The sequence below is a fragment of the Staphylococcus sp. HMSC072H03 genome (assembly GCF_001809305.1).
GTDB classification, from domain to species: Bacteria; Bacillota; Bacilli; order Staphylococcales; family Staphylococcaceae; genus Staphylococcus; species Staphylococcus hominis.
Genome location: NZ_KV796914.1, coordinates 19,084 through 43,843 on the forward strand (window position 1 = coordinate 19,084; position 24,760 = coordinate 43,843).

A 24,760-nucleotide genomic window follows, 5' to 3' on the forward strand; every position below is an offset into this window, starting at 1 on the left:
GAGAGTCTTAATGAAGAACAAAAAAGGTTTAGGGTTAGGAATTTTTTTAATTGCAATTATGTTAATTGTTAGCATTATTTTAGTCATTGTAATGCTAAATGGTCAGCAAAAAGAATCCTACTATGGCTATATGAAAGATAGTCACACTATTGATAAAATGATAAATGAACAAACTGAAAAAGTAGAGAAAAATGTTAAATTACCTTCTAACACTAATGTAAAAGTAAAAAAAGGCGATTTTGTCTTTTTAGTAAAAGAAAAAGGTTCTGATTCATTTTCTAAAGTATCAAAAGTAAATCATGATGAAGTGCCACATGGTCTCATGATGAAAATTCATGAAATGCATGATATGAAAGGCATGTAGCTTTTGATATATTAGGCAGTATAAAGAGCGAGATAACATTCATTTAAAATCAGTTATCTCGCTTTTTCTTTTTGAATAAAAAAGCATCGCTTATCCAAGCGACGCTAAAAATGTCAGATTTCTTTTTTTAAATTGATTCTAGATATTTCTTACCTTTTTCTTTATCATAAACATGTTCCCATTTAGAGATAACTACTGTAGATAATGCATTACCAATAACGTTCACACATGTACGAACCATGTCTAACAAACGATCTACACCGATAATTAACGCAAGACCTTGAGCTGGTAAGCCCATTGCCCCCAATGTTGTTAATAACACTACGATAGATACTCCTGGCACACCTGCCATACCTTTAGATGCAACCATTAATGTCACCATTAAAATGATTTGTTCAGATAATGATAAGTGAATACCATACATTTGAGCAACAAATAAAGCGGCGATAGATTGATATAAGGCTGATCCGTCTAAATTAAACGAATATCCAATTGGTATAACAAAAGAAGTCACTTCTTTTGGTGAACCAAATTTCTCCATTTTATTCATCATTACTGGTAACACTGCTTCAGAACTTGAAGTAGAGAATGCAAGTAATAATTCATCTTTAAGTATTTTAATGATTGAGAAAATACTAATTCCACAAATTCTTGCTACAATACCCAAAACAACAATAATGAAGAAAATCATCGCAAACACAACTACTAAAACAAGTTTAGCTAATGGAATTAAAGCTGAAGCACCGAATGTCATAACAGTTGTACAAATAAATGCAAATACACCAATTGGTGCTAATTTTAAGATTTTATTAATCATCCAAAATACGGCTTCTAATGTACCGTTTAAGAAACCTTTAACTGGTTCAGCTTTTTCTCCAATCGCAGCTAATCCCAAACCAAAGAATACTGCGAAGAAAATAATTGGCAATAACTCACCCTTAGTTAAAGCTTCAAAAATATTAGTTGGTATAATATTTACGATTGTATCAATAAAGTGGTTACCGTATGTAGATTGTTCTGCGGCAGACGCAGTTGATTGATATTTAGTAATATCGCCTTTAGGTAACTTATCAGGATCTAATCCAATTCCTGGTTTAAAAATATTACCAATAATTAAACCTAAACCGATGGCGATGGTTGTAATAATTTCGAAATAAAGAATTGATTTCCATCCATAGCTTCCTATTTTTTTCGAATCCCCTAAATTCGAAATAGATAAAGCAAGTGAACAGAATACAATTGGGATGATGATCATTTTGATTAAATTTAAGAAAACGTCACCGAAAGGTTTAATATAATTTGCAACACCTGTTTGTCCAAATAATAATAAACCAATTACTACACCTAGCACTAATGCAATTAATACTTGCATAGGTAGGCTAACTTTTCTCTTGAACAGAGTCACGTTGAAACCCCCTTCTTCTGACATCGCTTAATTATATCAAATTATTCAAAATTCGGATATAACAAATTAAAAACTATTAAATAATATACATATTTAATTTGGCAAAAATAATTAATTAAAAACAGAAAAGTGAGAATATTTTTAGAATATAGATGTTGGAATTCAATCACTATCTTTAACCTTCTCAATGTAAGAGCGGTTTATAAATGAATTACATTACTCTAAAATCTTTTTTAACTAACTCGTTTACCTTTACCATTTAACAAAAAATTTCATTTAAAAAAACAATATCTATTTTTCTATAGATATTGTTTTTTTGAGTAGTAATCATCATTAATATCTCTGGTTCTACGTATTGATTATATATTATGGCTTATAATTTTGGTTGAAATAGTTATGTTTTGCACCTTTAATACTTTTCTTGGTTTCCGTATCAAATCCTTCAACTAAAATACCTTTACGTGTACCAATTGGCTGAATGATATATGTTAAATTAGGTTCGTCTTTAAACACTACTTGTTTATAATAAACGCCTCTTTTAGCACTATATAATGTTTTTTCTGATTTAATTTTATCTTTCAAATGTTTTTGTTCTATATAATTGTCTACAAGTTGCACATTTTTATGCCCTTGATACGCTTTCGTTCCAAAGAAGAACGCAATAGCTAATACAAGAGAAATAGCTAATATAATAATAATTCTAATAATCTTTTGCTTCTTACTCATCAGAGCACTCCTTCATCATATTACTCAATAAAATAGCTTCTTTTATCATTTAAATAATTATGAATGAAATAGTAACTTTTTTAAAGTGATACATCTTTTTTGTAACAAAATATACTAATAATTTAATTTAGAATTTGAAATAAATCAACAATCTAAAATTATATGTAGACTTATTTAAATTTACTTTTAAATTTATTAAAAAACTTATATATTACTCTAACAATAGTCTTGACAATAGCTATTGTTCATACTATCTTTAAGTAAGTTGAGGGGGAAAGAATATGTATGTAAAGGACAGTTATTTAAGTAAACAATTATGTTTTTTACTTTATGTTACTTCAAAAGAGGTAATTAAAAAATATACTCACTATCTAAAAGAGTATGATTTAACATACACAAGTTTTATGGTTCTTATGGCTATTGAAAACGACGAAAAAATAAACATTAAGTCCCTTGGTCAACGCGTCTTCTTAGATTCTGGAACTTTAACGCCTCTCTTAAAAAAATTAGAGAAAAAAGGTTACGTACAACGCATGCGAGAAAAAGAAGATGAACGTAATTTACAAATTTCATTAACTCAAAATGGTAGAGACATTAAACCAGTATTAGAGCAAATTTCTAATCAAGTGTTTAATGATTTTGATATTTCTGACGATGAAGCGGATGGCCTTGCTAGTAGCTTAAGACATATTATTTCAGAGAACTTCGGCTCTAATGCTGAATAGTTAATACACATGACAAAAGCTAAGTAATTATTGTTCCTTCTTTCTTTTATTTTCTAACTAATACATAATATCGACGTCTTTTGTCATGTTTCTTTATTCCACATCTTTCACTTTTTAATTCTTCAAACTTTCAAATTGCTTTTACTTTACGTGTAGTATCTCTATTTATATAATGATATTGTAAAATTTCAATATATTTTATGACATATTACTCTGAAAAGGAGATTTCATATATGAATAATAGAGAATTTTTTGATCAAGCTATTTTTAAAAATAATCCAAGAGATGTATTTCGTGATCTAGGTGAACAAGTATTTAACCAATTTTCAACTAAAAGCTTCCCAACAAATGTTTACAGTCAAAAAAATCAATATGTTCTAGAAGCCGAATTACCTGGCGTAAAGAAACAAGACATTCATCTTAAATATGAACATGCTACTTTAACGATTAAAGTAATTAAACAAGTATCTGAGCAAACAGGTAGTGTTCAATTAAGTGAACGCTCAAGCGGAGAATTGGTAAGACGCTTTGAATTCGAAGATATTAATAAAAATCAAATCAAAGCAAGTTATGAAGATGGTGTTTTAGTGGTGATTTTACCTAAGAATGTCACTGAAGAAGACGAAGGTACTACAATTACAGTAGAATAAATAAAAGAAGTTGAGATATAACTTTCAGAAAAATAGCCAGTAAATGAGTGATGAGACATTCATTTACTGGCTTATTTATAATTCTTCGTATTATTGCCTTACTCTCTTAGAGGGTAGTTTCAGCTTGTGTTATTATTTCAACCTCTCATCAAACAAAGTACGTTGTATTCATATTTCATTTTACATTAGATTATTGAAAACATAGATACTTAGCATAAGCTAATAAACAAACGTAGTGCTAGTGCACTACGTTGTTTATTTATTTTGCGTATTCTTTTTTGTAAAGATGACCCATTGTAATAAAAGCAAGTATTCCAAATACAGCTAGTAAAATAAATGCTAAATGACTTGAACCTGTCAATGAAGTAACATACGTGATAACAAGTGGTGGGAAGAAACCACCTAATCCTCCCATCATAGAAACAATTCCATTTGCAGTACCAGATTCTTTAGCAAAGTAAGATGGCACAAGTTTAAAGATAAGTCCATTTCCTAATCCAGCACAAATACTAATTGTTAAACAACCTATAGTAAATAAGGCAATATGACTTGAAATACCTAAAATAACTGCACCGATAATCATCACAACAAAATCTATCATCAAGACTTTAACCGCGTTGAATTTATCTCCTAAAATCCCACCCACAGGTCGTAAGAATGTTGCCAATGCGATAAATACTCCTGATCGAATACCTGCATCTACTTTATCTATTCCGAAATTATTAACTAAATAGTTAGGTAAGAATAAACCAAATGCTACAAAAGCACCAAATGTAATAAAGTACCATAAACTCAAATAATATAGTTTGTAGTTTGAAGATAAATCTTTAACTTGAGCGCCTAAAGGCACTTTAACTTTAGGTTCTTTAGCATCTCCAAGGAAAAACATTAATATTGCAAAAATAGCGATAATAATAAGATAACTTCTTACTGTTGTTTGCCATCCTACAATACCTGCAATAGGAGGTGCTAAGAATGATGAAATTGCTGTACCAATGTTCCCCATTCCATAAATACCATTTGCTAATCCTACTTTGTCTTTTGAAAAATATTTAGGAACTGAAGTGACACCTACAGAGAAAATGGCTCCTCCTACTCCTAAAAAAAATCCAGACGCCATTAACATACTAGGCGATTGGGCTTGTCCTAAGAAGAAAATAGGAAATAATAATATAATAAAACTACAAAAGAATACCCATTTAGCGCCAATAATATTTGTTAAATAACCAAATGGTACACGAAGAATCGATCCTAGGATAACTGGTATCGCTAAAATAATTGATAACTGTCCTGGATTAATTTTAATATCTTGTGAAATGTATGGCATCAATGGAGAAATAATACTCCAAGCCATGAATCCAACTACAAGACTTAAAGTTTGTAACGTAAGTTGAAAACCACCCTTAGTTTTATTCATTTTTTCACCTTCATCAATGTTTTATTTTCTATTATCGATAATTAAATCACATATCAATATAGCCAATTTGTGTGATTAATTACTGATTACAGTTAAATTTTAATCACTTTGTGAAAATATGAACATAAGGAGTTTCCCTTATACTCTCTAATAATCCCCCTATATTTAAATAATAAGACAAAGAAAAACCAACACATGAATATCATGTGTTGGTGAAATATAATATAAGTGTCATTATTTAAGTTATTCAATATATTTAAAAGTCTAAAAGTTTCTTTTTAAGCGCATATTCTACAAGCTCTGGTTTAGATTTTAAATTTAATTTAGTCATAATATGCGTTTTATGTGCCTCAACTGTTTTAACGGATACAAACAATTTTTCAGCAATTTCTTTATTTCCATATCCCTTTGCAATTAATGGTAATATTTCTAATTCTCTTTTAGAAAGTATTTTGAAAGGATCATTGGTTGCTTTTTCATCTTGATTAGAAACATTTACAAATTCATTTACTAATGACGTCGTTAGTTTCATATCAATATACGTTTCACCTTTATACACTGTTCGTACTGCTAAAATCAGTTGTTCATCTGGTGAATTTTTTAAAATATATCCTTTAGCACCATTTCTTAAAACATGAAATAGATATTATTCATCATCATACATTGTTAAAATTAATATTTTTGTTTCAGGAAAACTTTCAGAAATTTTGCTAGTAGCAATTAAGCCAGACTCACCAGGTGGCATACTTAAATCCATAATTAATACATCCGGTTTGTATTCCATCACTTTCTGATATGCTTCTACTCCATCAGCAGCCGTAGCTACAACTTCCATATCTTCTTGAAAGTTTAATATCATAGAAAAACCTGTTCTTACTACTGCATGATCATCTGCAATTACTATTTTCAATTATAAGTCAGTCCCTTTACATTCTCTAGAGTGGTACTTCTAAAGTGATAATAGTTCCTTTTCCTAAATGTGTTTCTACATTCACTTTTCCGTTTACAAGCTCTGCTCTTTCATTCATACCATACAATCCTAGTCCTGTACCTTGTGGTTGAGAATTCGGATCAAAACCTTGACCATGATCAATCACTTCAGCTATTAATAAACGTCCAACCTCCTGGACAAAGACATCTACCGAACTTACGCCTGCATATTTTAATGCATTAAATACCGCTTCCTGTACCACACGGTAAACAACCGTTTCTACTTCACTATCATATCTTTTATCTTTAATGTTAGATTGATATACAATTTGCATACCATAATTATTTTCAAATTGTTTAAAATATGATTTAAAAGCCGCTTCCAAGCCTAAATCATCTAGAGATGAGGGTCTTAATTCAACTGATAAATGTCTTATATCATCAATCAATTTAGACATTAATCCCTCAATACGTTGCGATTGTTGGACAAGTTCTGAGGATTCTTTTTGATATTTCAGCAATCTGAGTTCAACATCAATATTTAGCATTTCTTGTACAACACTATCGTGTAGTTCTCTAGAAATACGTTTTCTTTCATTTTCTTGCGCGGAAATTGTTTTTCTCATCATCTGACGTTGATACATTTTTTCTTGTCTTTCAATTTGCGGCGAAATATCTTGAAGTGTAAATGCATATATCTCATTATCTTCATCAATCGCTTGATAAGAAGCTGTAAATGGTCGAACTTTATGATCTACTGTTTTCATAAACACTTGAAAATTGATATCGTTTGGTTTAGATGTGTCTAAATAACAATTTTTGCAACTTTGAAGTTCAAATTCATTTGAATACCCTTCACAACGATCACAAATCGCATTTGTCATCGCACTATAATTATTATCTTTTGAAATAATTTCTTCAGCGGCGTCATTCATTGCAATGATTTTTCCTTCTTTGTTTACAAAAACAATTTTTTCATTTGTAGTTTCATAATATTTTTTTAGTAAGTCTTCCATTTGCAGATTATATAACTCTAACACATATATCACCTAGATTTCTTCATTAAATTCCCACAAACGGCCTTTAATATTTAATTGATTAATCACTTTAGGCAATGTTTTACTACCTCTTTGTCCTAATAATAACACGCCTGCAACATGCTGTTCATGCCATAATGGTATAGCAACGAGCGCGTTTAAGTTTTCACTCATCAAAATAGGGTACTTAATTTTTTCTTCTGGTGTTATTGTTTTGGAAACATTTTCTATAACCATTCGCTTTCCTGTTTTCATGACTGTCCCAGCTAAGCCTCTGCCTTTTCTCAAAACAATCAATTTATAACGACTGTTTAAATTACCTGAAACATATTGCCATTTAATAGGTCCAGAAGGTTCGTGGTTTTCATATAGTGCAACAGCAGCAAAATCACAGTTTACTTTTTTTCTAAGTGTGTCAAGTTCCTGCTGAAAATGTACCGGTTCAAACAAAGGTTCCGGAATCATATATCGTACTCCTTTTATATTTAATGTGCACGAGGTGCTTTATGTTTTCTATATACAATATAACGTCTATTTGTATATGCTAATGGAATACTCCATACATGTACAAGACGTGTAAATGGCCAACAAGCTAATATTGTAAATCCTAATAAGATATGAATTTTAAATGATAATGGAACGCCTGTCATTAGTGCTGCATTGGGTGAGAATGTAAATAAGTGTCTAAACCATATAGAAATCGTTTGACGGTAATCAAAGTCAGTTACCATTGCATTAGTAACTAAAGTTGAGAAACATCCCATAAATATAATCAATATTAATAAGAAATTTACGAAAATATCAGAAGCTGAACTTAACTTTCTCACATTACTAATCGTTAAACGTCTTGCTGTTAAAAGTAACATTCCAATTAGAGTCATTATACCAAAAATACTACCAATATAAACAGCTCCAAAGTGATATGTACTTTCGCTTATGCCAAGTCCATCTATCCATTTTGCTGGAATAGCTAACCCCACCACATGACCAAAAAATACTGGAATAATTCCTAAGTGAAATAACAGACTGCCCCATTTAAGTTGTTTTTTTTCTAAAAACTCACTCGATTTTGCAGTCCATGAAAACTGATCATATTTATATCGAGCAATATGACCAACGATAAAAATTGCCACACATAAATATGGGTAAATAATCCAAAGAAATTGATTAAGCATGATGTGTCACCTCTTTTGGAATGTCTAAACAAGCTTTTAATGTTTCTCGTAATGCACGAATCACATAAGCGTAAGGATTATTCTCCTTAGCTAATTGATTTGCCATTTCATATGTACCATCTTCAATAATCATAATCACTAACTCAATATTGCCTTCTGCACGAGGATCATTATGCCAACTTGCTACATGTAAAAACTGCAACATCAATGGTAGATAATCTGATAATTCATTATCTACCATTTTTAATCCAAACATTTCATAAAGTACTTTTAGTTTTGCGAGCATTTGACCTCTTTCTTTTTGAGTATCAAATTTATTGTAAGTCATATAAAGTGGTGATGTTTTATTGAAATCAAATGTATCCGTATAAATTGCTTTAATTTCAGATAAAGTAAATTGGTACATAATTTCACGATATTTCATTAAATCTGCATATCCTGGATGCGAAGGATGAATCGTTTCTTCAAATGTATTAGGATGAAATGTTAATTTTTCTGGAAAATTAAGTTGTTGTGCAAGATATCCAAAACTTTCTTGATAGTATTTAAATTGTGTTAGATTAATCACGGAAAATACCTCCATAGAAATTCTCATTATAAATCTCTTGACCAGATTTTCCTGACGTTGAACCTACTGGAACACCGCAGCCTTCACAATTATCTCCGAAATATTCACCGCCATATCCTTGGCTACCTTGAGCGTGATACGTATCTAAATAGGTTTCTTTATGTGAAGATGGTACAACAAATCGATCTTCATATTTAGCTAAACCTAATAGACGATACATTTCTTTTGTTTGAATTTCTGATAAACCTAAACGTTCTAATCTAGAAGTATCAAATGGTTTGTTTGTGACTTGAGCACGCATATAACTTCTCATCATTGCCATTTTTTGTAACGCTTCTTTTACTGGCTCTACTTTACCTGCTGTAAATAAGTTTGCTAAATATTCAATAGGTAAACGCATTTCTTCGATGGCCGGGAAAATCATATCTGGATTTTGACCTGAATTTTTACCTTCAAAATAACTCATAATTGGACTTAAAGGCGGGCAGTACCATACCATTGGCATTGTTCTAAATTCAGGATGTAATGGAAATGCCAATTTATATTCAATCGCTAATTTATACACAGGTGAATTTTGAGCAGCTTGGATCCATTCATAACTGATACCATCTTTTTCTGCTTGTTCAATCACTTCTTCATCAAATGGGTTTAAGAAGATATCAAGTTGTTTTTCATATAAATCTTGTTCATTTTCAGCTGAAGCCGCTTCGTGTACACGATCAGCGTCATATAATAAAACGCCTAAATATCTCATTCTTCCTGTACATGTTTCTGAACATACAGTTGGCATTCCTGCTTCAATTCTTGGGAAGCAGAATGTACATTTTTCAGCTTTATTTGTTTTCCAGTTGAAATATACTTTTTTGTAAGGACAACCTGTCATACAGTAGCGCCACCCACGACATGCATCCTGATCGACTAAAACAATACCATCTTCATCTCTTTTATACATAGCCCCTGAAGGACATGAAGCAACACAACTAGGATTTAAGCAATGCTCGCATAGACGAGGTAAATACATCATAAATGTTTCATCAAATTGGAATTTGATATCTTCTTCAATTCTTTGAATATTTGGATCTTCTGGTCCTGTTACATGTCCGCCAGCTAAATCATCTTCCCAGTTTGGTCCCCATTCAAGATTTAGTCTATCTCCTGAAATCAATGAATGTGCTTTTGCCACTGGTGAATGTTTACCTTCTTTAGCTGTGGTTAAATGTTCATAATTATAAGTCCATGGTTCATAATAATCTTTGATTAACGGCATATCTGGATTATAGAAGATTTTACCTAAGGCAATTTTAGACCACTTACTACCTGATTTAAGCTCAAGTTTACCTTTTTTATTTAATACCCAACCACCTTTATAGTGCTCTTGATCTTCCCAACGTTTTGGATAACCTACACCTGGTTTGGTTTCTACATTATTAAACCACATGTATTCTGCACCCGGTCTATTTGTCCAAGTATTTTTACATGTCACACTACATGTATGACACCCAATACATTTATCTAAATTCAATACCATTGCAACTTGCGCTTTAATCTTCAAGCCAATTTACCTCCTTCATTTTTCTAACTGCGACGTACACATCACGTTGGTTTCCAATTGGTCCATAGTAATTGAAGTGATAACTAATTTGTGCATATCCTCCAACTAATTGCGTAGGTTTTAGGTGAATTCTTGTAGGTGCATTATGTGATCCCCCACGAGTATCAGTAATCTCAGAACCTGGTGTTTCAATGTGCTTATCTTGAGCGTGATACATAAACATTGTACCTTTCGGCATGCGGTGTGACGTTACCGCTCTTGCAGTTACAACACCATTTCTGTTATAAACTTCAAGCCAATCATTATCATTGATACCATGTTGCTCAGCATCTTCATTAGATAGCCAAACCACTGGACCTCCTCTGAATAGAGTCAACATACGTTCATTATCTTGATATGTTGAATGAATATTCCATTTTCCATGAGGTGTTAAATAACGTAGAACAAGTGCATCTTGTCCACCTTTTATCTTTTTATCTCTTGCGCCAAATACCATTGGTGGAAGTGTTGGTTTATATACTGGTAAGCTTTCACCAAATTGCTGGAATACTTCGTGATCGATATAGTAACTTTGTCTTCCAGTGAGCGTTCTAAAAGGTACAAGTCTTTCAATATTTGTTGTAAATGGAGAATAACGACGATTATTTTTATTAGAGCCTGGGAATACTGCTGTTGGGATAACTTCTCTTGGTTGAGCTGTAATATTTAAGAACGAAATTTTTTCAGATGCACGTTCTTTTGAAATATCCTTCAATTCCATTCCAGTTTGATTTTCTAAATCTTCATATGATTTTTGAGATAATTTACCATTCGTTGCCGAAGAGATATTTAAAATTGCATCAGCTACTTTACGTGCAGTATCAATACGTGGTCTATCGTTTCTAACAGAATGTTCATCGTCATCATTCCACGTACCAATCATACTTTTTAGCTCTTCGTATTCTTCTTTAACGCTAAAACTAACGCCGTGTGCCCCTACTTTACCTTTCTCAAGTAAAGGTCCTAATGTAACGTATTTATCATAAATTTTAGTATAGTCACGTTCTACAATAGAGAAGTTAGGCATAGTTTTACCTGGAATACCTTCTACTTCACCTTTAGACCAATCTTTAACGATACCGTATTCAGAACCTAGTTCTTGTTTAGAGTCATGTGCAAGTGGTGTAGTTACCACATCTTTAAATGTACCTGGTAAATAATCTTTAGCCATTTCTGAAATTGCTTTACTCAATGTTTTGTAAATGTCCCAGTCAGAACGTGACTCCCATAATGGATCAATTGCTGGATTAAATGGATGAATAAATGGATGCATGTCGGTTGAAGATAAGTCATGTTTTTCATACCAAGTTGCTGCTGGCAGCACAATATCAGAATATAAAGGCGTTGCAGTCATTCTAAAATCTAATGATACAAGTAAATCTAATTTACCTACTGTATCTTCTCTCCATTTAATTTCCTCTGGTTTATCATCTTCATTCGGTTCAGCCATTAATCCTGAACGTGTACCAAGTAAATGTTTCATAAAGTACTCTTGACCTTTAGCTGAACTTGAAATTAAGTTAGATCTCCAAACAAATAATGTTTTAGGATGATTTTTTCTTAAATCTGGGTCTTCAATAGCAAATTCTGTTTCTTTATTTTTCACTGATTCAATCGCACGTTTTAAAATAGCTTCATTTGAATCATCGCCCGCATCTTTTGCTTCTTCACCAAATAACAAACTGTTTTTATTAAATTGTGGATATGAAGGTAACCAACCTAAACGTGCTGCTGTCACATTATAATCTGCTGGATGCTGATGTTTAATGTTGTTAGCAAGTGGTGATTTCAATTTATCTACATTAGATTCTTCATATTTCCATTGATCAGTTGCAAAATAGAACCAACTTGTACCATTTTGTAAACGTGGTGGACCTTGCCAATCTTTAGCGAAAGCTACAGTATTCCATCCTTCAATTGGACGACATTTTTCTTGCCCAACATAGTGAGCCCAACCTCCACCATTAACACCTTGGCATCCACATAATAGAACTAAATTCAATACAGCACGGTAAATGGTGTCAGAGTTGAACCAGTGGTTAATCCCCGCACCCATAATAATCATCGAACGTCCTTTAGTATCAATAGCATTTTGTGCAAATTCTCTTGCTACTTGTGTCACTAATTCTTGTTTAATACCTGTGACGTTTTCTTGCCATGCAGGTGTATATTTAGATTCACTATCTTCATAAGATTTAGCTTCTAACTCATGACCAAATCGTTTAATACCATATTGACTAGCCATTAAATCATATACTGTAGCAATACGTACTTCTTTACCATCTGCTAATTTAACTTTTTTAGTTGGGATAGGTCGTTCGAAAATACCGTCTCCTTGACTATCAAAGTAAGGGAATTGAATGGTTTGTAACTCATATTCTTCTTCTGCAACAGATAAAGCTGGATCAATTTTACTTCCATCTTCTGTTTCAAGTTTTAAATTCCATTGTTTGCCTTCTTCCCAACGTTGACCCATTGTACCGTTTGGAACCACAAGTTTGTGGCTAATCGCATCGTGAATCACTGGTTTCCACTCACCATTTTCACTTTTTATACCTAAATCGCTTGCACGTAAAAATCGTCCTGCCTTATAACCATTCTCATCTTCATCCAGCATCAATACAAATGGCATATCTGTATATTGCTTTGCATAATTAACAAACATATCACTTGGTTTATCTTCATAAAATTCTTGTAAGATGACATGTGTCATAGCTTGAGCAACTGCGGCATCTGTTCCTGGATTAGGTGCTAACCAATTATCAGCAAATTTAACATTTTCTGCATAATCTGGTGCTACAGAAACCACTTTTGCACCTTTATAACGTACTTCAGTCATAAAATGGGCATCAGGCGTACGAGTAAGTGGAACGTTAGAGCCCCACATAATGATGTAAGAAGCATTGTACCAATCACTTGATTCAGGTACATCAGTTTGTTCACCCCAAATTTGAGGAGATGCAGGTGGTAAATCAGCATACCAATCATAAAAACTTAACATTTCCCCGCCTAATAAATTAATAAAACGCGCACCAGATGCATAACTAATCATCGACATTGCTGGAATAGGTGTAAAACCAGCGATTCTATCCGGACCATCTTTTTTAATGGTATAAAGAATTTGTGCTGCGATAATATCTGTTACATCTTTCCAACTTGCACGTACATGTCCACCTTTACCACGTGCTTCTTTATATAATTTAGCTTTCTTTTCATCTTCAACGATAGATGCCCATGCGGCGATACGATTTCCATTATTGTCTTCAAGTGCTTCTGTCCATAGATCTAATAGTTTACCTCTAATGTAAGGGTATTTTACACGAAGTGGGCTGTATTCATACCATGAAAATGACGCGCCACGTGGACATCCACGAGGTTCAAATTCAGGCATATCTGGACCACAACTTGGATAGTCAATTTGTTGATTCTCCCACGTAATCACACCATTTTTAACGAAAACTTTCCACGAACATGATCCTGTACAGTTTACGCCATGTGTGGTTCTTACTACTTTATCGTGACTCCATCTTTCACGATACATTTTTTCCCATTCTCTACTTTTACTTTCTAAAACTGACCAATTTCCATTAAACGTTTCAGTTGGTTTGAAAAAGTTTAATCCGAATTTTCCCATTTATATAAATCCTCCTACCTGCAAAGGTAATACGTTACTTATGTCCAATGTTATTTAAAGAAATTTCATTTAAATTGTACATTTTTTCACATGGTTTTTATATTAGGGAATTACCTATTTCATATAAAAGAATCCCTAAAAAAAGTGAGATAACACACGTTTTAAATATCGTGTTATCTCACTTATGACATTCGAAGCGTAAAGAACTACACTTCAATATATTTAATATTTTGGTGCTGCGTTATGATCGATTCATATAAATACTTTTGTGAAGAATGATAAGTTTCATCATATTGAATTAAGCATTTTAAATACTGTTGAGATAAGTCTTCTGCTTTTGAAAGGGCTAAGTCTTTATTCCCTTTAATAACGTACAATGTTTCATCTATTGTTTGTTTTGAGTGTATAATCTTTTCGTCATCCATATAGTTAATGATATGGCCTAATATACAAATTCCTGGATCATGTTTCATATTAAGCTTAGATAATTGATATTCAATAGTGCTTAGTTTACCAACCACTATGGTTTCGTTATAACACGTAGCATTAAAAATGATAGCAATATCATAATCTTCTTTAGTATATCTTCTAATTTGATTAATAATATCATTTAATCGTTTAATTCCCATATAAATTGCCAAAGTCCCACCATTAGCTAAATTACGTATATCCATGTCTTGATCAATATCATCTTTAAAATGACCTGTAGAAAATGTAACACTTGGTGCTACTGAACGCATCGTTAAACCTAAGTCTAATGAAGCTACCGCTGCACTCGCAGAAGTTACCCCAGGTACAATATCGTAGGCAATCTGATGTTCTTTTAAAATGTCTATTTCTTCAGTTACTCGGCCAAATACTGCTGGGTCTCCACCTTTTAAACGTACAACAACTTTATACTTTTTCGCTGCTGCTACTATTTTTAAATTAATATCTTCTTGTTGAATATGTTTAGTATAAGGTTTTTTTCCAACATCTATGATTTCAGCAGTTGGCTTTGCATATTGTAATATCAATGGATTGACAAGACGATCATATAAAATAACATCTGCTTGACGAATTAATCGTTCTGCTTGTTTAGTTAGCAAATTAGGATTGCCAGGACCAGCCCCAATTAAATATACTTTTCCAAATTCACTTTTAGTGACTAGAGACATATAAATACGTCTCCATCTTCAATTTCAACTTGATATGTTTCAACACAACCTGTATCAGGTTCTTGCACTTTACCCGTATTCAAATCAATTTTTTGATCGTGGAGTGGACAATAAACATATTCTCCACTTACAGTACCTTCAGATAACGGTCCTTCTTTATGTGGACACACATTATTAATAGCATGCACTTGTCCATTTTCTGTTAAAAATATACCGATTTGTTTATCTTTAACGATAACCTTTTTACCAATTAATGGTGTTAATTCATCCATAGTTGTTACTTTAACTTTTTCCATTACACTCATCCTCACACTTTCTCGACTTCAAATATTTTTTGTGCTTCTTTATTTTCAACAATAGCTTCCCAAGGTTCTTCTTCAAGTGCTTGTTTTGCATCCATAATTCTATCAAAAAGTTCTTTTTGACGTTGTTCATCTAAAAGCACTTCTTTAACATGATCAAATCCTAGTCGTTTAAGCCATGGTGCTGTTCGTTCAGCATATATTCCAGTCTCTCTGTAATATTGCATAAGCGCACCACAAAGTTGTACCACTTGATCTTCTGTTTCAACAGTAGTAAGTAATTGACCTACAGTGACCTCTGTGCCACCGTTACCGCCAATATAAATTTGATAGCCATTTTCTACTGAAATGACACCAAAGTCTTTAACGCCTGATTCTACACAGCTTCTTGGACAACCAGAAACACCCATTTTAAATTTATGAGGTGTGTCTATGTATTCAAATGTTTTTTCTAATCGAATACCTAAACGTGTAGTATATTGTGTACCAAATCGACAGAATTCTTTACCAACACAACTTTTCACAGAACGCGTTTTCTTACCATATGCAGAGGCAGAGCGCATACCTAAATCTTTCCAAACTTTTGGTAACTCATCTTTTTTAAGACCATATAACCCTACACGCTGAGACCCTGTTACTTTAACAAGAGGCACGTTATATTTTTTCGCTACTTCACCTAAACGAATTAATTGGTCAGCATCTGTGACACCACCACGCATTTGTGGAATCACTGAGAAAGTACCATCATTTTGAATATTTGCATGATAACGTTCGTTCGCAAATCTTGATGCTTTTTCATCTTGGTGTTCATGAGGATATACCATATTTAGATAATAGTTAATAGCTGGGCGACATTTTGGACAACCATTTTTATCTTTAAAATCAAGTACATGACGAACTTCTTTTGATGTTTTTAAACCTTTAGCTCTAATTTGGGTAACAATTTCATCACGTGTTAAATCAGTACATGCACAAATACCCGTTGGTTTAGCAGCTACAAATTCATCACCTAATGTACATTTTAGTATTTCTCCAATTTGTCCTTTACATTTACCACAAGAATTTCCTGCTTTGGTTGTTTTTGTAACCTCATCTACAGTAGTCAACCCATTTGTTGTAATTGCATTGACAATCGTACCTTTATCTACACCATTACAACCACAAATTGTTTCATCATCAGGCATATCTGCTATTGAAGTTCCACTTTCTTCTCCGCCTTTATGTAGAAGTGACACTAGTGTGTAGTCCTCTAGTGATTCATGTTTTTTCATCATATTATAAAATCTTGAACCATCATCTGTATCGCCATATAAAACGGCACCTACCACTCGACCATCACTTAGGTAGACTTTTTTGTAAATATTATCTACACTGTTAAAGATTTCGATACCGTGTACAGTTTCATCTTCAACGATTTGTCCTGCACTATATAAATCACAACCTGATACTTTTAAAGACGTAAATGTTGTAGAACCTTTATATCCTTCAGTCTCTTTACCTGTTAAATAATCAGCAAGCACTTTACCTTGTTCATAAAGAGGTGCAACTAAACCATATACTTTACCGTTGTGTTCCGCGCATTCACCCACGGCATAGATATGTTCATCAGATGTTTGCAAGTAATCATTAACAACGATACCTCGATTCACTTCTAATCCCGCTTCACGAGCTACTTCGGTAAATGGACGTATACCAACAGCCATAACGACTAAATCCGTTTCTATTACTCTACCATCAGCTAGCTTAATAGCTTCTACATCATCTGTTCCTATAATTTCTTTAGAATTTGCTTGTAGTTCAATATGCATGCCTTGACGTTCTAAATCAGCTTTTAACATATCTCCAGCTTTACGGTCTAATTGCATTTCCATCAGCCATTCTGCTAAGTGAAGAACTGTTACATCCATACCTTGATCCATTAATCCTCTTGCACATTCTAATCCAAGAAGACCTCCACCAATAACAATGGCACGTTTTTTTGTTTTAGCAATTTCAATCATACGCTCAGTATCTTCAATTGTGCGCCAACCGATGACACTTGGTAATTCTGATCCAGGTATAGGTAAAACAAATGCCTTTGAACCCGTCGCAAAGATACAGATATCATAAGCTACAGTGATACCTTTAGATGTAGTGACAGTTTTGGATTGTCTATCTACTTTTTCAACTGGATCATCTACAATTAGTTCAATATGATGTTCTTTATACCAGTCATAATCATTCATAATCGTTTCTTCAACTGTCATTTTCTTTTGTAAAATGTTGGATAACATGATTCGATTATAATTAGGATAAGGTTCTTTACCAATAATTGTAATGTCAAATTGAGAATCTGAACGTTCTAAAATTTCTTCAATTGTTCTTAAACCAGCCATACCATTACCAATCATTACGAGTTTTTGTTTAGCCATATCAATGCCCCTTTTATTACATTTAATTATTATTAAATTCAAATAGTTTTGCACTCACTATTCTTTACAAGGCTATTTTATACCATATTCTTTTGAATTTGTGATTATTTTCACACTTAAATGTAAAATCGGGGATTTCCCTAATAAAAAACATCTTCCATTACATGAGTGAGGATTTAGCACTCATATAATGAAAGATGTATGTAGTTACTATACTGTTAATTCTTTTAATCGCTCTCGAATAATCGATTTTAAAATAGGGTCGAAATTAATAGACGGAGTCATGTGCAATTCATTAGCAATATCCATCTCTGATATAAGACCTTTTACTTTATTAACTAAACGTCCATCATATAAAAACATTGGAACCACAATAAGATGATGATATTGTCTTGAAAGTTGATCTAAATCATTTTTAAACGTAATATCTCCATATAACGTACGGCAATATATAGGTTTGTCTTGCTTTAACTTAGTACTAAATTCTTTTAGTTCATCATGTGCTTTAGTATAAGAAAAGCTACCATGTGCAATCAATACAACTGCCACATCTGACTCTTTATTCATATCCACATCATTAATACGTTGTTCTACTAAATCCACCATATATGGATGCGTACCAAGAGGCGCACTAATTTCATAGGTTATATTTGGATGTGCTTGTTTAATGTTTCTTAACATCTCTGGAATGTCTACAATGTAATGCATGGCTGAAAATATAAGTAAAGGTACAACTTTAAATTGCGTTTCTCCTTTTTCTATTAAATTAATAATCGTATGTTCAACACTTTTTTCTTCACTTTCAATAAAAGCAAGCTCATAAGCGTAAGTTTCATCTTGTAATAAACTATCTATAAATTCACCGAGTGCTTTATTTTGATCTCCTTTTCTCATGCCATGAGCTACTAGAATATTCGCAACCAAATAGTTTCCCCCTTATTATTTTAATGTTGATTAAAATAATAAGATTTTCTGAATATTAAGTCAATATGTTGGGGATTAAAAGAGCGAAAATGTCTCTCGATATTTCCGCTCTTTGATCGTCTTACTATGCTTTTATACTGTCTCTTTTTCCGTTTAAATAGGCATAAACAAGCCCTACAAAAATACCTCCACCAATATAGTTACCTACAAAAGCAAATACGATATTTTTTAGCACATCTATCCATGATAATGCATCACTATTATAAAAAATCATTCCTGCATATAATCCAGCATTAAATACAACGTGTTCATATCCCATAAATACAAATACTATCACACCAACAGCAATGAAAAATGCGCGCGCTAAACCTTCTTTAAAAAGCATTGAAACATAAATACCAATATTAATAAAGAAGTTACAGAATATCCCTTTGATAAGAATATTTAACCAAGTTGATTCTACCGTTTTTAAATGTACTGTTTTACTTAGACTTGCAACCATTTCAGGTGTCATCACATGTGTACCCTTCATTAATAAGAATAAAATAAACCCACCTATAATATTTCCAATAAAACAAAATAAGAATATGTATAACATTTTTTTAACTGCAATGACTTTGTAGTACCATCCGACAGTTAAATACATAAAATTACTAGTAAGTAATTCTGAATTAGTTAGAACAATAAGAACTAAAGCTAAACTAAATGAGATTGCTCCTAATAAATTAACAAGTCCATCATTTGTTCCTGCAAACTGTGTTTTGATTGCTAACATAAATACTGTAACAATAGCTAATAAAAATCCTGACATCATTGACTTTAGTAAATATCGTCCAGGTGTTTGAGTTGCCATAACTTCTTTCATTTGTACCTGTCTTACAGCCGCTTTAATAAGATCTTTTGTAGTATATGTATCTTCAATTGTTGTATGGTTACTTGTCATATTCCCTCTCCTTAATTCATTTATAATTTTATATTATATATAGTGAAGTGCATTTTGAATAGAGAAGATTAAAAAAGAGCAACATATGGAGGTTTATTTTCCATATCTTGCTCTTGTCATGATATTAATGTGCTTTTTTTAATTTTGAAAAATAACGTAATCCTGAAGCAAAAATACCATAGCCTAATGCCGTTCTTAAAATATATTTTATGACGCCATTATTTAAACACTTTGAATTAATTAATAATGTTGGAATTAAAGTACTAATTGAAAATAATCCCAGCACTTTTAAATATCTTTCTTTCATACTATATCATCCTCTTTTCAATATTATTATAACTTAAAAGTTCAATTTAATTTTGACATCCTCGTGACGATTTATTCATTAAGTAAGACTTCTAGTTGATCTAATGTTGAATTCATACCTGCTTCTATTCCCATACCTACTGCTTGTTGAGCTGCTTCTTTAGTTGGAAACACTGACGTAGACGTAATAGTAGTCATTTGTTTATTATCTGAGTTAAAATTGATTGAAATATGCATACCAGGTAAACGCGTATCTTTTTTTCCCTCAGGTGTAGCAAAGTAATCAAAGTATTCAAGATACTTCGGACGATCCACTTTTCGATATTCTGTTAATGTATAGCTTGTCTGTTCTGAGGTTTCTATTGCAAAGAAGGCTTCCCCGCCTTCTTCAGTATTAAAATGATATACTTTTGTCTTAGCGCCTTGAGGATGAAACCATTGCTCAAATAACGATGGATTTGTATAGGCATCAAATACATCATTGATAGGAGCTTTAAATGTTCTTTTAAAAATTATTTTATTTTCTTTTACATCGATTGACATCGTTATCTCTCCTAATTTCTAAAATGGTGATTTCTATAATTTAACAACTATTATATTTTAAGACAATAAAAAAACAGGCAAAGTTAGAACTCTGCCTGTTTTTTAACTTTATTATTCTTCAATAGGAAATTCTAAATCGAATTCCACATTTAATGTTTTACCTAATAAGAAACCACCAGTTTCTAATGGTTGGTTAAATGTAACACCATATTTTTCACGATCAAGTTCGCCAGTAATAACTAAACCTGCTGTATTTTTATTATTAAGTGGGTTTAAGCTAATACCTTTATAATCTAAATCGAATGTTTCTTTTTGTGTTTGATCTTTAATTGTTACATTACCAGTAACTGAATGGTCATCAACACTAATAATTTCAAATTTAATTTCAGGATATTGTTCAACGTTTAAGAAATCTTCACTTTTAAGATGATTATCACGATCTTCTACTTTAGTATCAATAGAATTAGCTTGAACAGTAAAAGTGCCTTTTAAAGAACTTAAATCATGAAAGTCACCTGTAATATCTGCATCAAAATCGTTAAAACGTCCTTTTACATTACTAATTACAAGGTGTTGTATTGAGAAATTCACACCTGAATGAACTGGATCTAAATTAAAGTTAGCCATTTATTTTCCCTCCAATAGTGAAATGATAAAACTAATAGTATTCATTTTATCTATCTTCTACTTTAATATAATTATTATACTCAGTATATTAAATAAATCTAATGAAAATGACAAACTAAACGACTTAATTAAAGTAAATTAATTGTTCTAACTTTATTTCTTTTATCTCTATTCCCTTTTTTATAAAAATAATGATTTTAAATGTAAGATTTTTAAATATTTCATAAACTATATAAAAACATAATTAAAAGACCTAATTTAATATTTAAACAACACTAAGTTAGGTCTTTTGTATTATGCTATAAATATTGTTTCCATTCTTTAACTTTATAAGGGTCTTCTACTTTTTTACCATTGATAAAAACTGTTGGAACAGATTGAATATGATTTTCTTTTGTTAACTTTTTCTGTTTTTCTGCTTCCTTCCAAGCATCGCTATTTTTAGTTTTATATTCTTTTTTTATGCGATCTTTTTGTTTTTGAGAAATATTTAATTGGTCAATTTCTTTATCTAGTAATGTTTCAGTAATCCAATGTTTTTTTTCTTCTTGTTGATGAGCATATATATTTTTTTGGAATGTAAGATATTCTTTTGGTGCAATAGATTGAATAGCATTCCCTGCTCTAGAGCCCATTAATGAATCTTTTCCAAGAAAACTTGCATTAATAAATTGATATTCCACTCTATTTGTATCAATATAATCTTTTTTTATGATAGGCATGACGTTATCTTCAATTTTCTTGCAATAAGGACATTTATAGTCTCCATATTCTACAATTAAAATTTTTCCATTTTTCGTATGAGCTGGGGTTGTTTCTTTTTTATTTCGAGAGCAAGCGACAACGATAATGATTAAACATATGATCCCAGCTCCAATAAAAATCAATTTTTTCATATATACTCCTTAAGATTGTTTCAATTAGTTAAGATTTTCTTCCTTATAATCCGAATCATGTGTACTAATATATTGTTTCGTATCAAAGTGCTCTAAATAAGTTGCCTTCTTGTCTTTAAATTGATATGTATAATAATGCATTTCATCGTTATTACTTAATGGTCTATATGCTAATACAACATATTTACCTTTTTCATACACATATATATTAGCGTCTTTTTTATCAAAGTGTTTTACCACATCGCCTTGTTCATTCCTAGCAAGTCGTTCTTGTTTTTTATCTTGTAGTTTTACAGCTTTATCTATTTTATTAGCATATTCATCATTACCGCAGCCCGCTAGCAATATGACACATACACTTAATGATAAAATCAATCTTTTCAAATATGTTCACTCCTACTTTTTCTAATCTAACCTAATATAACTCTTACTATTATACTATGCTTATACTGATTATCATACAGTGGTTTTGCAATATAAACTAGACTATTAAAAAATATTATATTTTAAGTTTTATAGTTATATATTTTAAAAAATAATTATTATCTAATACTAAAGTACGAGTAAATTAATTTACTAAATGTGTGTAATAATAGAACTAATTTGATAAAATAGTTTAGAATTCTTAAAAATACAGAGGAGTAGATAATCATGAAATTCGTAAGTTTAACACCTGAAGAATTTGAAAAATTCATATCCGAACATTTTTCTCACTATACACAATCTCGAATACACTTGGATAATAGAAATGAGATGAAACATGATGTACATGTTGTAGGTGTTAAAGATGATAGTGGAGATGTCATTGCAGCAACATTAATGACTGAAGCACGCGCATTAAAATTTTATAAATATTTTTACACACATCGTGGTCCAGTAATGGATTATAGCAATATCAAACTGGTTCACTTCTTTTTCAAATCACTAACAGAATATTTAAAAAAACAAAATTGTCTATTTGTTTTAGTAGATCCATATATTTTAGAAAACCTACGTAATGCAGATGGAGAAATCTTAAAAAGCTACGATAATCGTGCAGTGATTAAAACACTTGAAGACTTAGGATATAAACATCAAGGATGGTCTGTAGGTTATAGTACAATGAGTCAAATTCGTTGGCTGTCTGTACTTGATCTTAAAGATAAAACTGAGGAACAATTACTAAAAGAAATGGACTATCAAACACGTCGTAATATTAAAAAGACATATGAGATGGGCGTAAAAGTTAAAACATTACCTATGGAAGACACACATACTTTCTTTGAACTGTTCCAAATGGCTGAAGAAAAACATGGCTTTAAATTTAGAGATGAGCCTTATTTCTATGAAATGCAAAAAACATATAAAGATCATGCCATGCTAAAATTAGCTTATATCGATTTAAAAGATTATTTGTCTACTCTACAACATAAACATGAGGATTTAACAAAACAACTTACTGAAATTGAAGAAGCTTTAAAAGAAAGCCCTAACTCTAAAAAGAACAAAAATAAACGCAATCAACTTCAACAACAATTTGATAGCAATGAACGTAAAATAAACCAAACAAAAGATAAAATTGCAGCAGAAGGTGAAGTATTAAATCTAGCAGCTGCATTATATATCTACAATGAACATGAAGTATATTATTTATCTAGTGGTTCTAATCCAAAATATAATGAATATATGGGGGCCTATCGTTTACAGTGGGAAATGATTAAATTTGCTAAAGAGCATAACATTGACCGTTACAACTTCTATGGTATTACTGGAGACTTTAGTGAAAATGCTGAAGATTATGGTGTCCAACAGTTCAAAAAAGGCTTTAATGCTGGTGTTTATGAATATATTGGTGACTTCATTAAGCCAATTAAACCTGTTCTTTATCATACTCAACAATGGATCAAAAATAGAAGATAATCATTGCATTATAAGTATACTTTAAGGTAGGCATATAACTATGAAATACAGTATGTTTTCTATAGGAGATACATTCATTAGTAAACATTACAAAATAACTGAGAAAGAAATATTAGAGTTTGCTCATCAATTTGACCCTCAATATATGCATCTAGATAAGAAAAAAGCAGGTCAAGGAATGTATAAAGGGATTATAGCATCAGGTATGCATACCCTTTCTCTCTCCTTTAAACTTTGGATTGAAGAAAATAAATATGAAGAAGACATCATAGCAAGGACTCATTTAAATAATGTAACCTTTATTAAACCTGTTTATCCAAATGATAACTTATATGTAAAAGTTAAAGTTTTAGATAAAAAATTAAAAAAACAATTTGGTAGTTTAACCGTTGAAGTTATGACATTTAATCAATATGAGAATAAAGTACTTCAATTTGAGCTTACTGTTTTACTATCAGTTTAAAATAATAAACATTTCTAAAGTCTATTTATGTGAAGAAAGAAAGCATTATTCAATAAAAAGAATCGTC

Annotated in this window: 24 protein-coding genes and 1 pseudogene; 5 read left to right on the plus strand and 20 right to left on the minus strand. The window is 31.6% G+C overall.

Annotated features, from left to right (window positions below):
* Nucleotides 1-10: 10 nt before the first annotated feature.
* Complete coding sequence (locus HMPREF2578_RS08900; RefSeq protein WP_070508398.1) at nt 11-364, plus strand: DUF4889 domain-containing protein; 354 nt, start codon at nt 11-13, stop codon at nt 362-364.
* 127 nt (nt 365-491) lie between these two features.
* On the opposite strand, the gene HMPREF2578_RS08905 is transcribed toward HMPREF2578_RS08900, so the two are convergent.
* Nucleotides 492-1,769, minus strand: coding sequence for a cation:dicarboxylate symporter family transporter (locus HMPREF2578_RS08905; protein WP_017174953.1), 1,278 nt, complete (start codon nt 1,767-1,769; stop codon nt 492-494).
* A gap of 366 nt (nt 1,770-2,135) precedes the next feature.
* Nucleotides 2,136-2,495 (minus strand): DUF3139 domain-containing protein, encoded by a 360-nt coding sequence (locus tag HMPREF2578_RS08910; RefSeq protein ID WP_049414187.1) that lies wholly within the window; start codon nt 2,493-2,495, stop codon nt 2,136-2,138.
* A gap of 281 nt (nt 2,496-2,776) precedes the next feature.
* Here HMPREF2578_RS08910 and HMPREF2578_RS08915 point away from each other — a divergent pair, with 281 nt between their 5' ends.
* Both HMPREF2578_RS08915 and HMPREF2578_RS08920 read left to right on the plus strand, forming a co-directional pair.
* Nucleotides 2,777-3,220: a MarR family winged helix-turn-helix transcriptional regulator gene (locus HMPREF2578_RS08915; RefSeq protein WP_002448339.1), complete on the plus strand. Its 444-nt coding sequence runs from the start codon at nt 2,777-2,779 to the stop codon at nt 3,218-3,220.
* A 233-nt stretch (nt 3,221-3,453) separates the two neighbouring features.
* On the plus strand, nt 3,454-3,870 hold the full coding sequence (locus HMPREF2578_RS08920) for an Hsp20 family protein (RefSeq protein ID WP_002488807.1): 417 nt from the start codon (nt 3,454-3,456) through the stop codon (nt 3,868-3,870).
* 259 nt (nt 3,871-4,129) lie between these two features.
* Here HMPREF2578_RS08920 and HMPREF2578_RS08925 read toward each other — a convergent pair whose 3' ends face one another.
* The 18 genes and pseudogenes from HMPREF2578_RS08925 to HMPREF2578_RS09010 form a co-directional block, all read right to left on the minus strand.
* On the minus strand, nt 4,130-5,287 hold the full coding sequence (locus HMPREF2578_RS08925) for a nitrate/nitrite transporter (protein WP_017174955.1): 1,158 nt from the start codon (nt 5,285-5,287) through the stop codon (nt 4,130-4,132).
* 256 nt (nt 5,288-5,543) lie between these two features.
* A pseudogene (gene nreC, locus HMPREF2578_RS08930) lies at nt 5,544-6,197 on the minus strand (nitrate respiration regulation response regulator NreC).
* Nucleotides 6,198-6,222: 25 nt separating this feature from the next.
* Entirely contained in the window at nt 6,223-7,233 is a 1,011-nt protein-coding gene (gene nreB, locus HMPREF2578_RS08935) for a nitrate respiration regulation sensor histidine kinase NreB (RefSeq protein ID WP_202596555.1), read from the minus strand.
* Nucleotides 7,234-7,266: 33 nt separating this feature from the next.
* Nucleotides 7,267-7,719, minus strand: a complete 453-nt coding sequence (gene nreA, locus HMPREF2578_RS08940; RefSeq protein ID WP_017174957.1) for a nitrate respiration regulation accessory nitrate sensor NreA — start codon at nt 7,717-7,719, stop codon at nt 7,267-7,269.
* A 20-nt stretch (nt 7,720-7,739) separates the two neighbouring features.
* Complete coding sequence (gene narI, locus HMPREF2578_RS08945; protein WP_017174958.1) at nt 7,740-8,429, minus strand: respiratory nitrate reductase subunit gamma; 690 nt, start codon at nt 8,427-8,429, stop codon at nt 7,740-7,742.
* A complete protein-coding gene (narJ, locus tag HMPREF2578_RS08950) occupies nt 8,422-8,997 on the minus strand; it encodes a nitrate reductase molybdenum cofactor assembly chaperone (RefSeq protein ID WP_002448445.1) in 576 nt (191 codons plus the stop codon). Before narJ ends, narI begins: the two co-directional genes overlap by 8 nt.
* Nucleotides 8,990-10,549, minus strand: a complete 1,560-nt coding sequence (gene narH / locus HMPREF2578_RS08955; RefSeq protein WP_002488804.1) for a nitrate reductase subunit beta — start codon at nt 10,547-10,549, stop codon at nt 8,990-8,992. Before narH ends, narJ begins: the two co-directional genes overlap by 8 nt.
* Entirely contained in the window at nt 10,539-14,222 is a 3,684-nt protein-coding gene (locus tag HMPREF2578_RS08960) for a nitrate reductase subunit alpha (RefSeq protein ID WP_017174959.1), read from the minus strand. The genes narH and HMPREF2578_RS08960 overlap by 11 nt, the downstream gene beginning before the upstream one ends.
* A gap of 206 nt (nt 14,223-14,428) precedes the next feature.
* Complete coding sequence (cobA, locus tag HMPREF2578_RS08965) at nt 14,429-15,379, minus strand: uroporphyrinogen-III C-methyltransferase (RefSeq protein WP_048762163.1); 951 nt, start codon at nt 15,377-15,379, stop codon at nt 14,429-14,431.
* A complete protein-coding gene (gene nirD, locus HMPREF2578_RS08970; protein ID WP_049382393.1) occupies nt 15,370-15,684 on the minus strand; it encodes a nitrite reductase small subunit NirD in 315 nt (104 codons plus the stop codon). The genes cobA and nirD overlap by 10 nt, the downstream gene beginning before the upstream one ends.
* A gap of 2 nt (nt 15,685-15,686) precedes the next feature.
* Nucleotides 15,687-18,092 carry a nitrite reductase large subunit NirB gene (nirB, locus tag HMPREF2578_RS08975; RefSeq protein ID WP_070491918.1) on the minus strand — a complete coding sequence of 802 codons (2,406 nt, stop codon included), beginning with the start codon at nt 18,090-18,092 and terminating at the stop codon, nt 15,687-15,689.
* Nucleotides 18,093-18,302: 210 nt separating this feature from the next.
* Nucleotides 18,303-19,016 carry a sirohydrochlorin chelatase gene (locus HMPREF2578_RS08980; RefSeq protein ID WP_070508399.1) on the minus strand — a complete coding sequence of 238 codons (714 nt, stop codon included), beginning with the start codon at nt 19,014-19,016 and terminating at the stop codon, nt 18,303-18,305.
* A gap of 124 nt (nt 19,017-19,140) precedes the next feature.
* A complete protein-coding gene (locus HMPREF2578_RS08985; protein WP_002448547.1) occupies nt 19,141-19,959 on the minus strand; it encodes a formate/nitrite transporter family protein in 819 nt (272 codons plus the stop codon).
* A 124-nt stretch (nt 19,960-20,083) separates the two neighbouring features.
* The gene (locus HMPREF2578_RS08990) at nt 20,084-20,266 is read right to left on the minus strand and encodes a hypothetical protein (protein ID WP_002448340.1); all 183 of its coding nucleotides are present in this window, start codon (nt 20,264-20,266) and stop codon (nt 20,084-20,086) included.
* Nucleotides 20,267-20,337: 71 nt separating this feature from the next.
* Nucleotides 20,338-20,808, minus strand: a complete 471-nt coding sequence (locus tag HMPREF2578_RS08995) for an SRPBCC family protein (protein WP_070508400.1) — start codon at nt 20,806-20,808, stop codon at nt 20,338-20,340.
* Nucleotides 20,809-20,919: 111 nt separating this feature from the next.
* On the minus strand, nt 20,920-21,435 hold the full coding sequence (locus HMPREF2578_RS09000) for a YceI family protein (protein ID WP_019834820.1): 516 nt from the start codon (nt 21,433-21,435) through the stop codon (nt 20,920-20,922).
* A gap of 299 nt (nt 21,436-21,734) precedes the next feature.
* Nucleotides 21,735-22,331 carry a thioredoxin domain-containing protein gene (locus HMPREF2578_RS09005; protein ID WP_049382396.1) on the minus strand — a complete coding sequence of 199 codons (597 nt, stop codon included), beginning with the start codon at nt 22,329-22,331 and terminating at the stop codon, nt 21,735-21,737.
* Nucleotides 22,332-22,355: 24 nt separating this feature from the next.
* Nucleotides 22,356-22,715: a DUF4467 domain-containing protein gene (locus HMPREF2578_RS09010; protein ID WP_017174967.1), complete on the minus strand. Its 360-nt coding sequence runs from the start codon at nt 22,713-22,715 to the stop codon at nt 22,356-22,358.
* A 267-nt stretch (nt 22,716-22,982) separates the two neighbouring features.
* Between HMPREF2578_RS09010 and HMPREF2578_RS09015 the strand changes: the two genes are divergently transcribed.
* Complete coding sequence (locus HMPREF2578_RS09015; protein ID WP_070508401.1) at nt 22,983-24,230, plus strand: aminoacyltransferase; 1,248 nt, start codon at nt 22,983-22,985, stop codon at nt 24,228-24,230.
* A 40-nt stretch (nt 24,231-24,270) separates the two neighbouring features.
* Nucleotides 24,271-24,693 carry a MaoC/PaaZ C-terminal domain-containing protein gene (locus HMPREF2578_RS09020; RefSeq protein ID WP_017174969.1) on the plus strand — a complete coding sequence of 141 codons (423 nt, stop codon included), beginning with the start codon at nt 24,271-24,273 and terminating at the stop codon, nt 24,691-24,693.
* Nucleotides 24,694-24,760 lie beyond the last annotated feature (67 nt).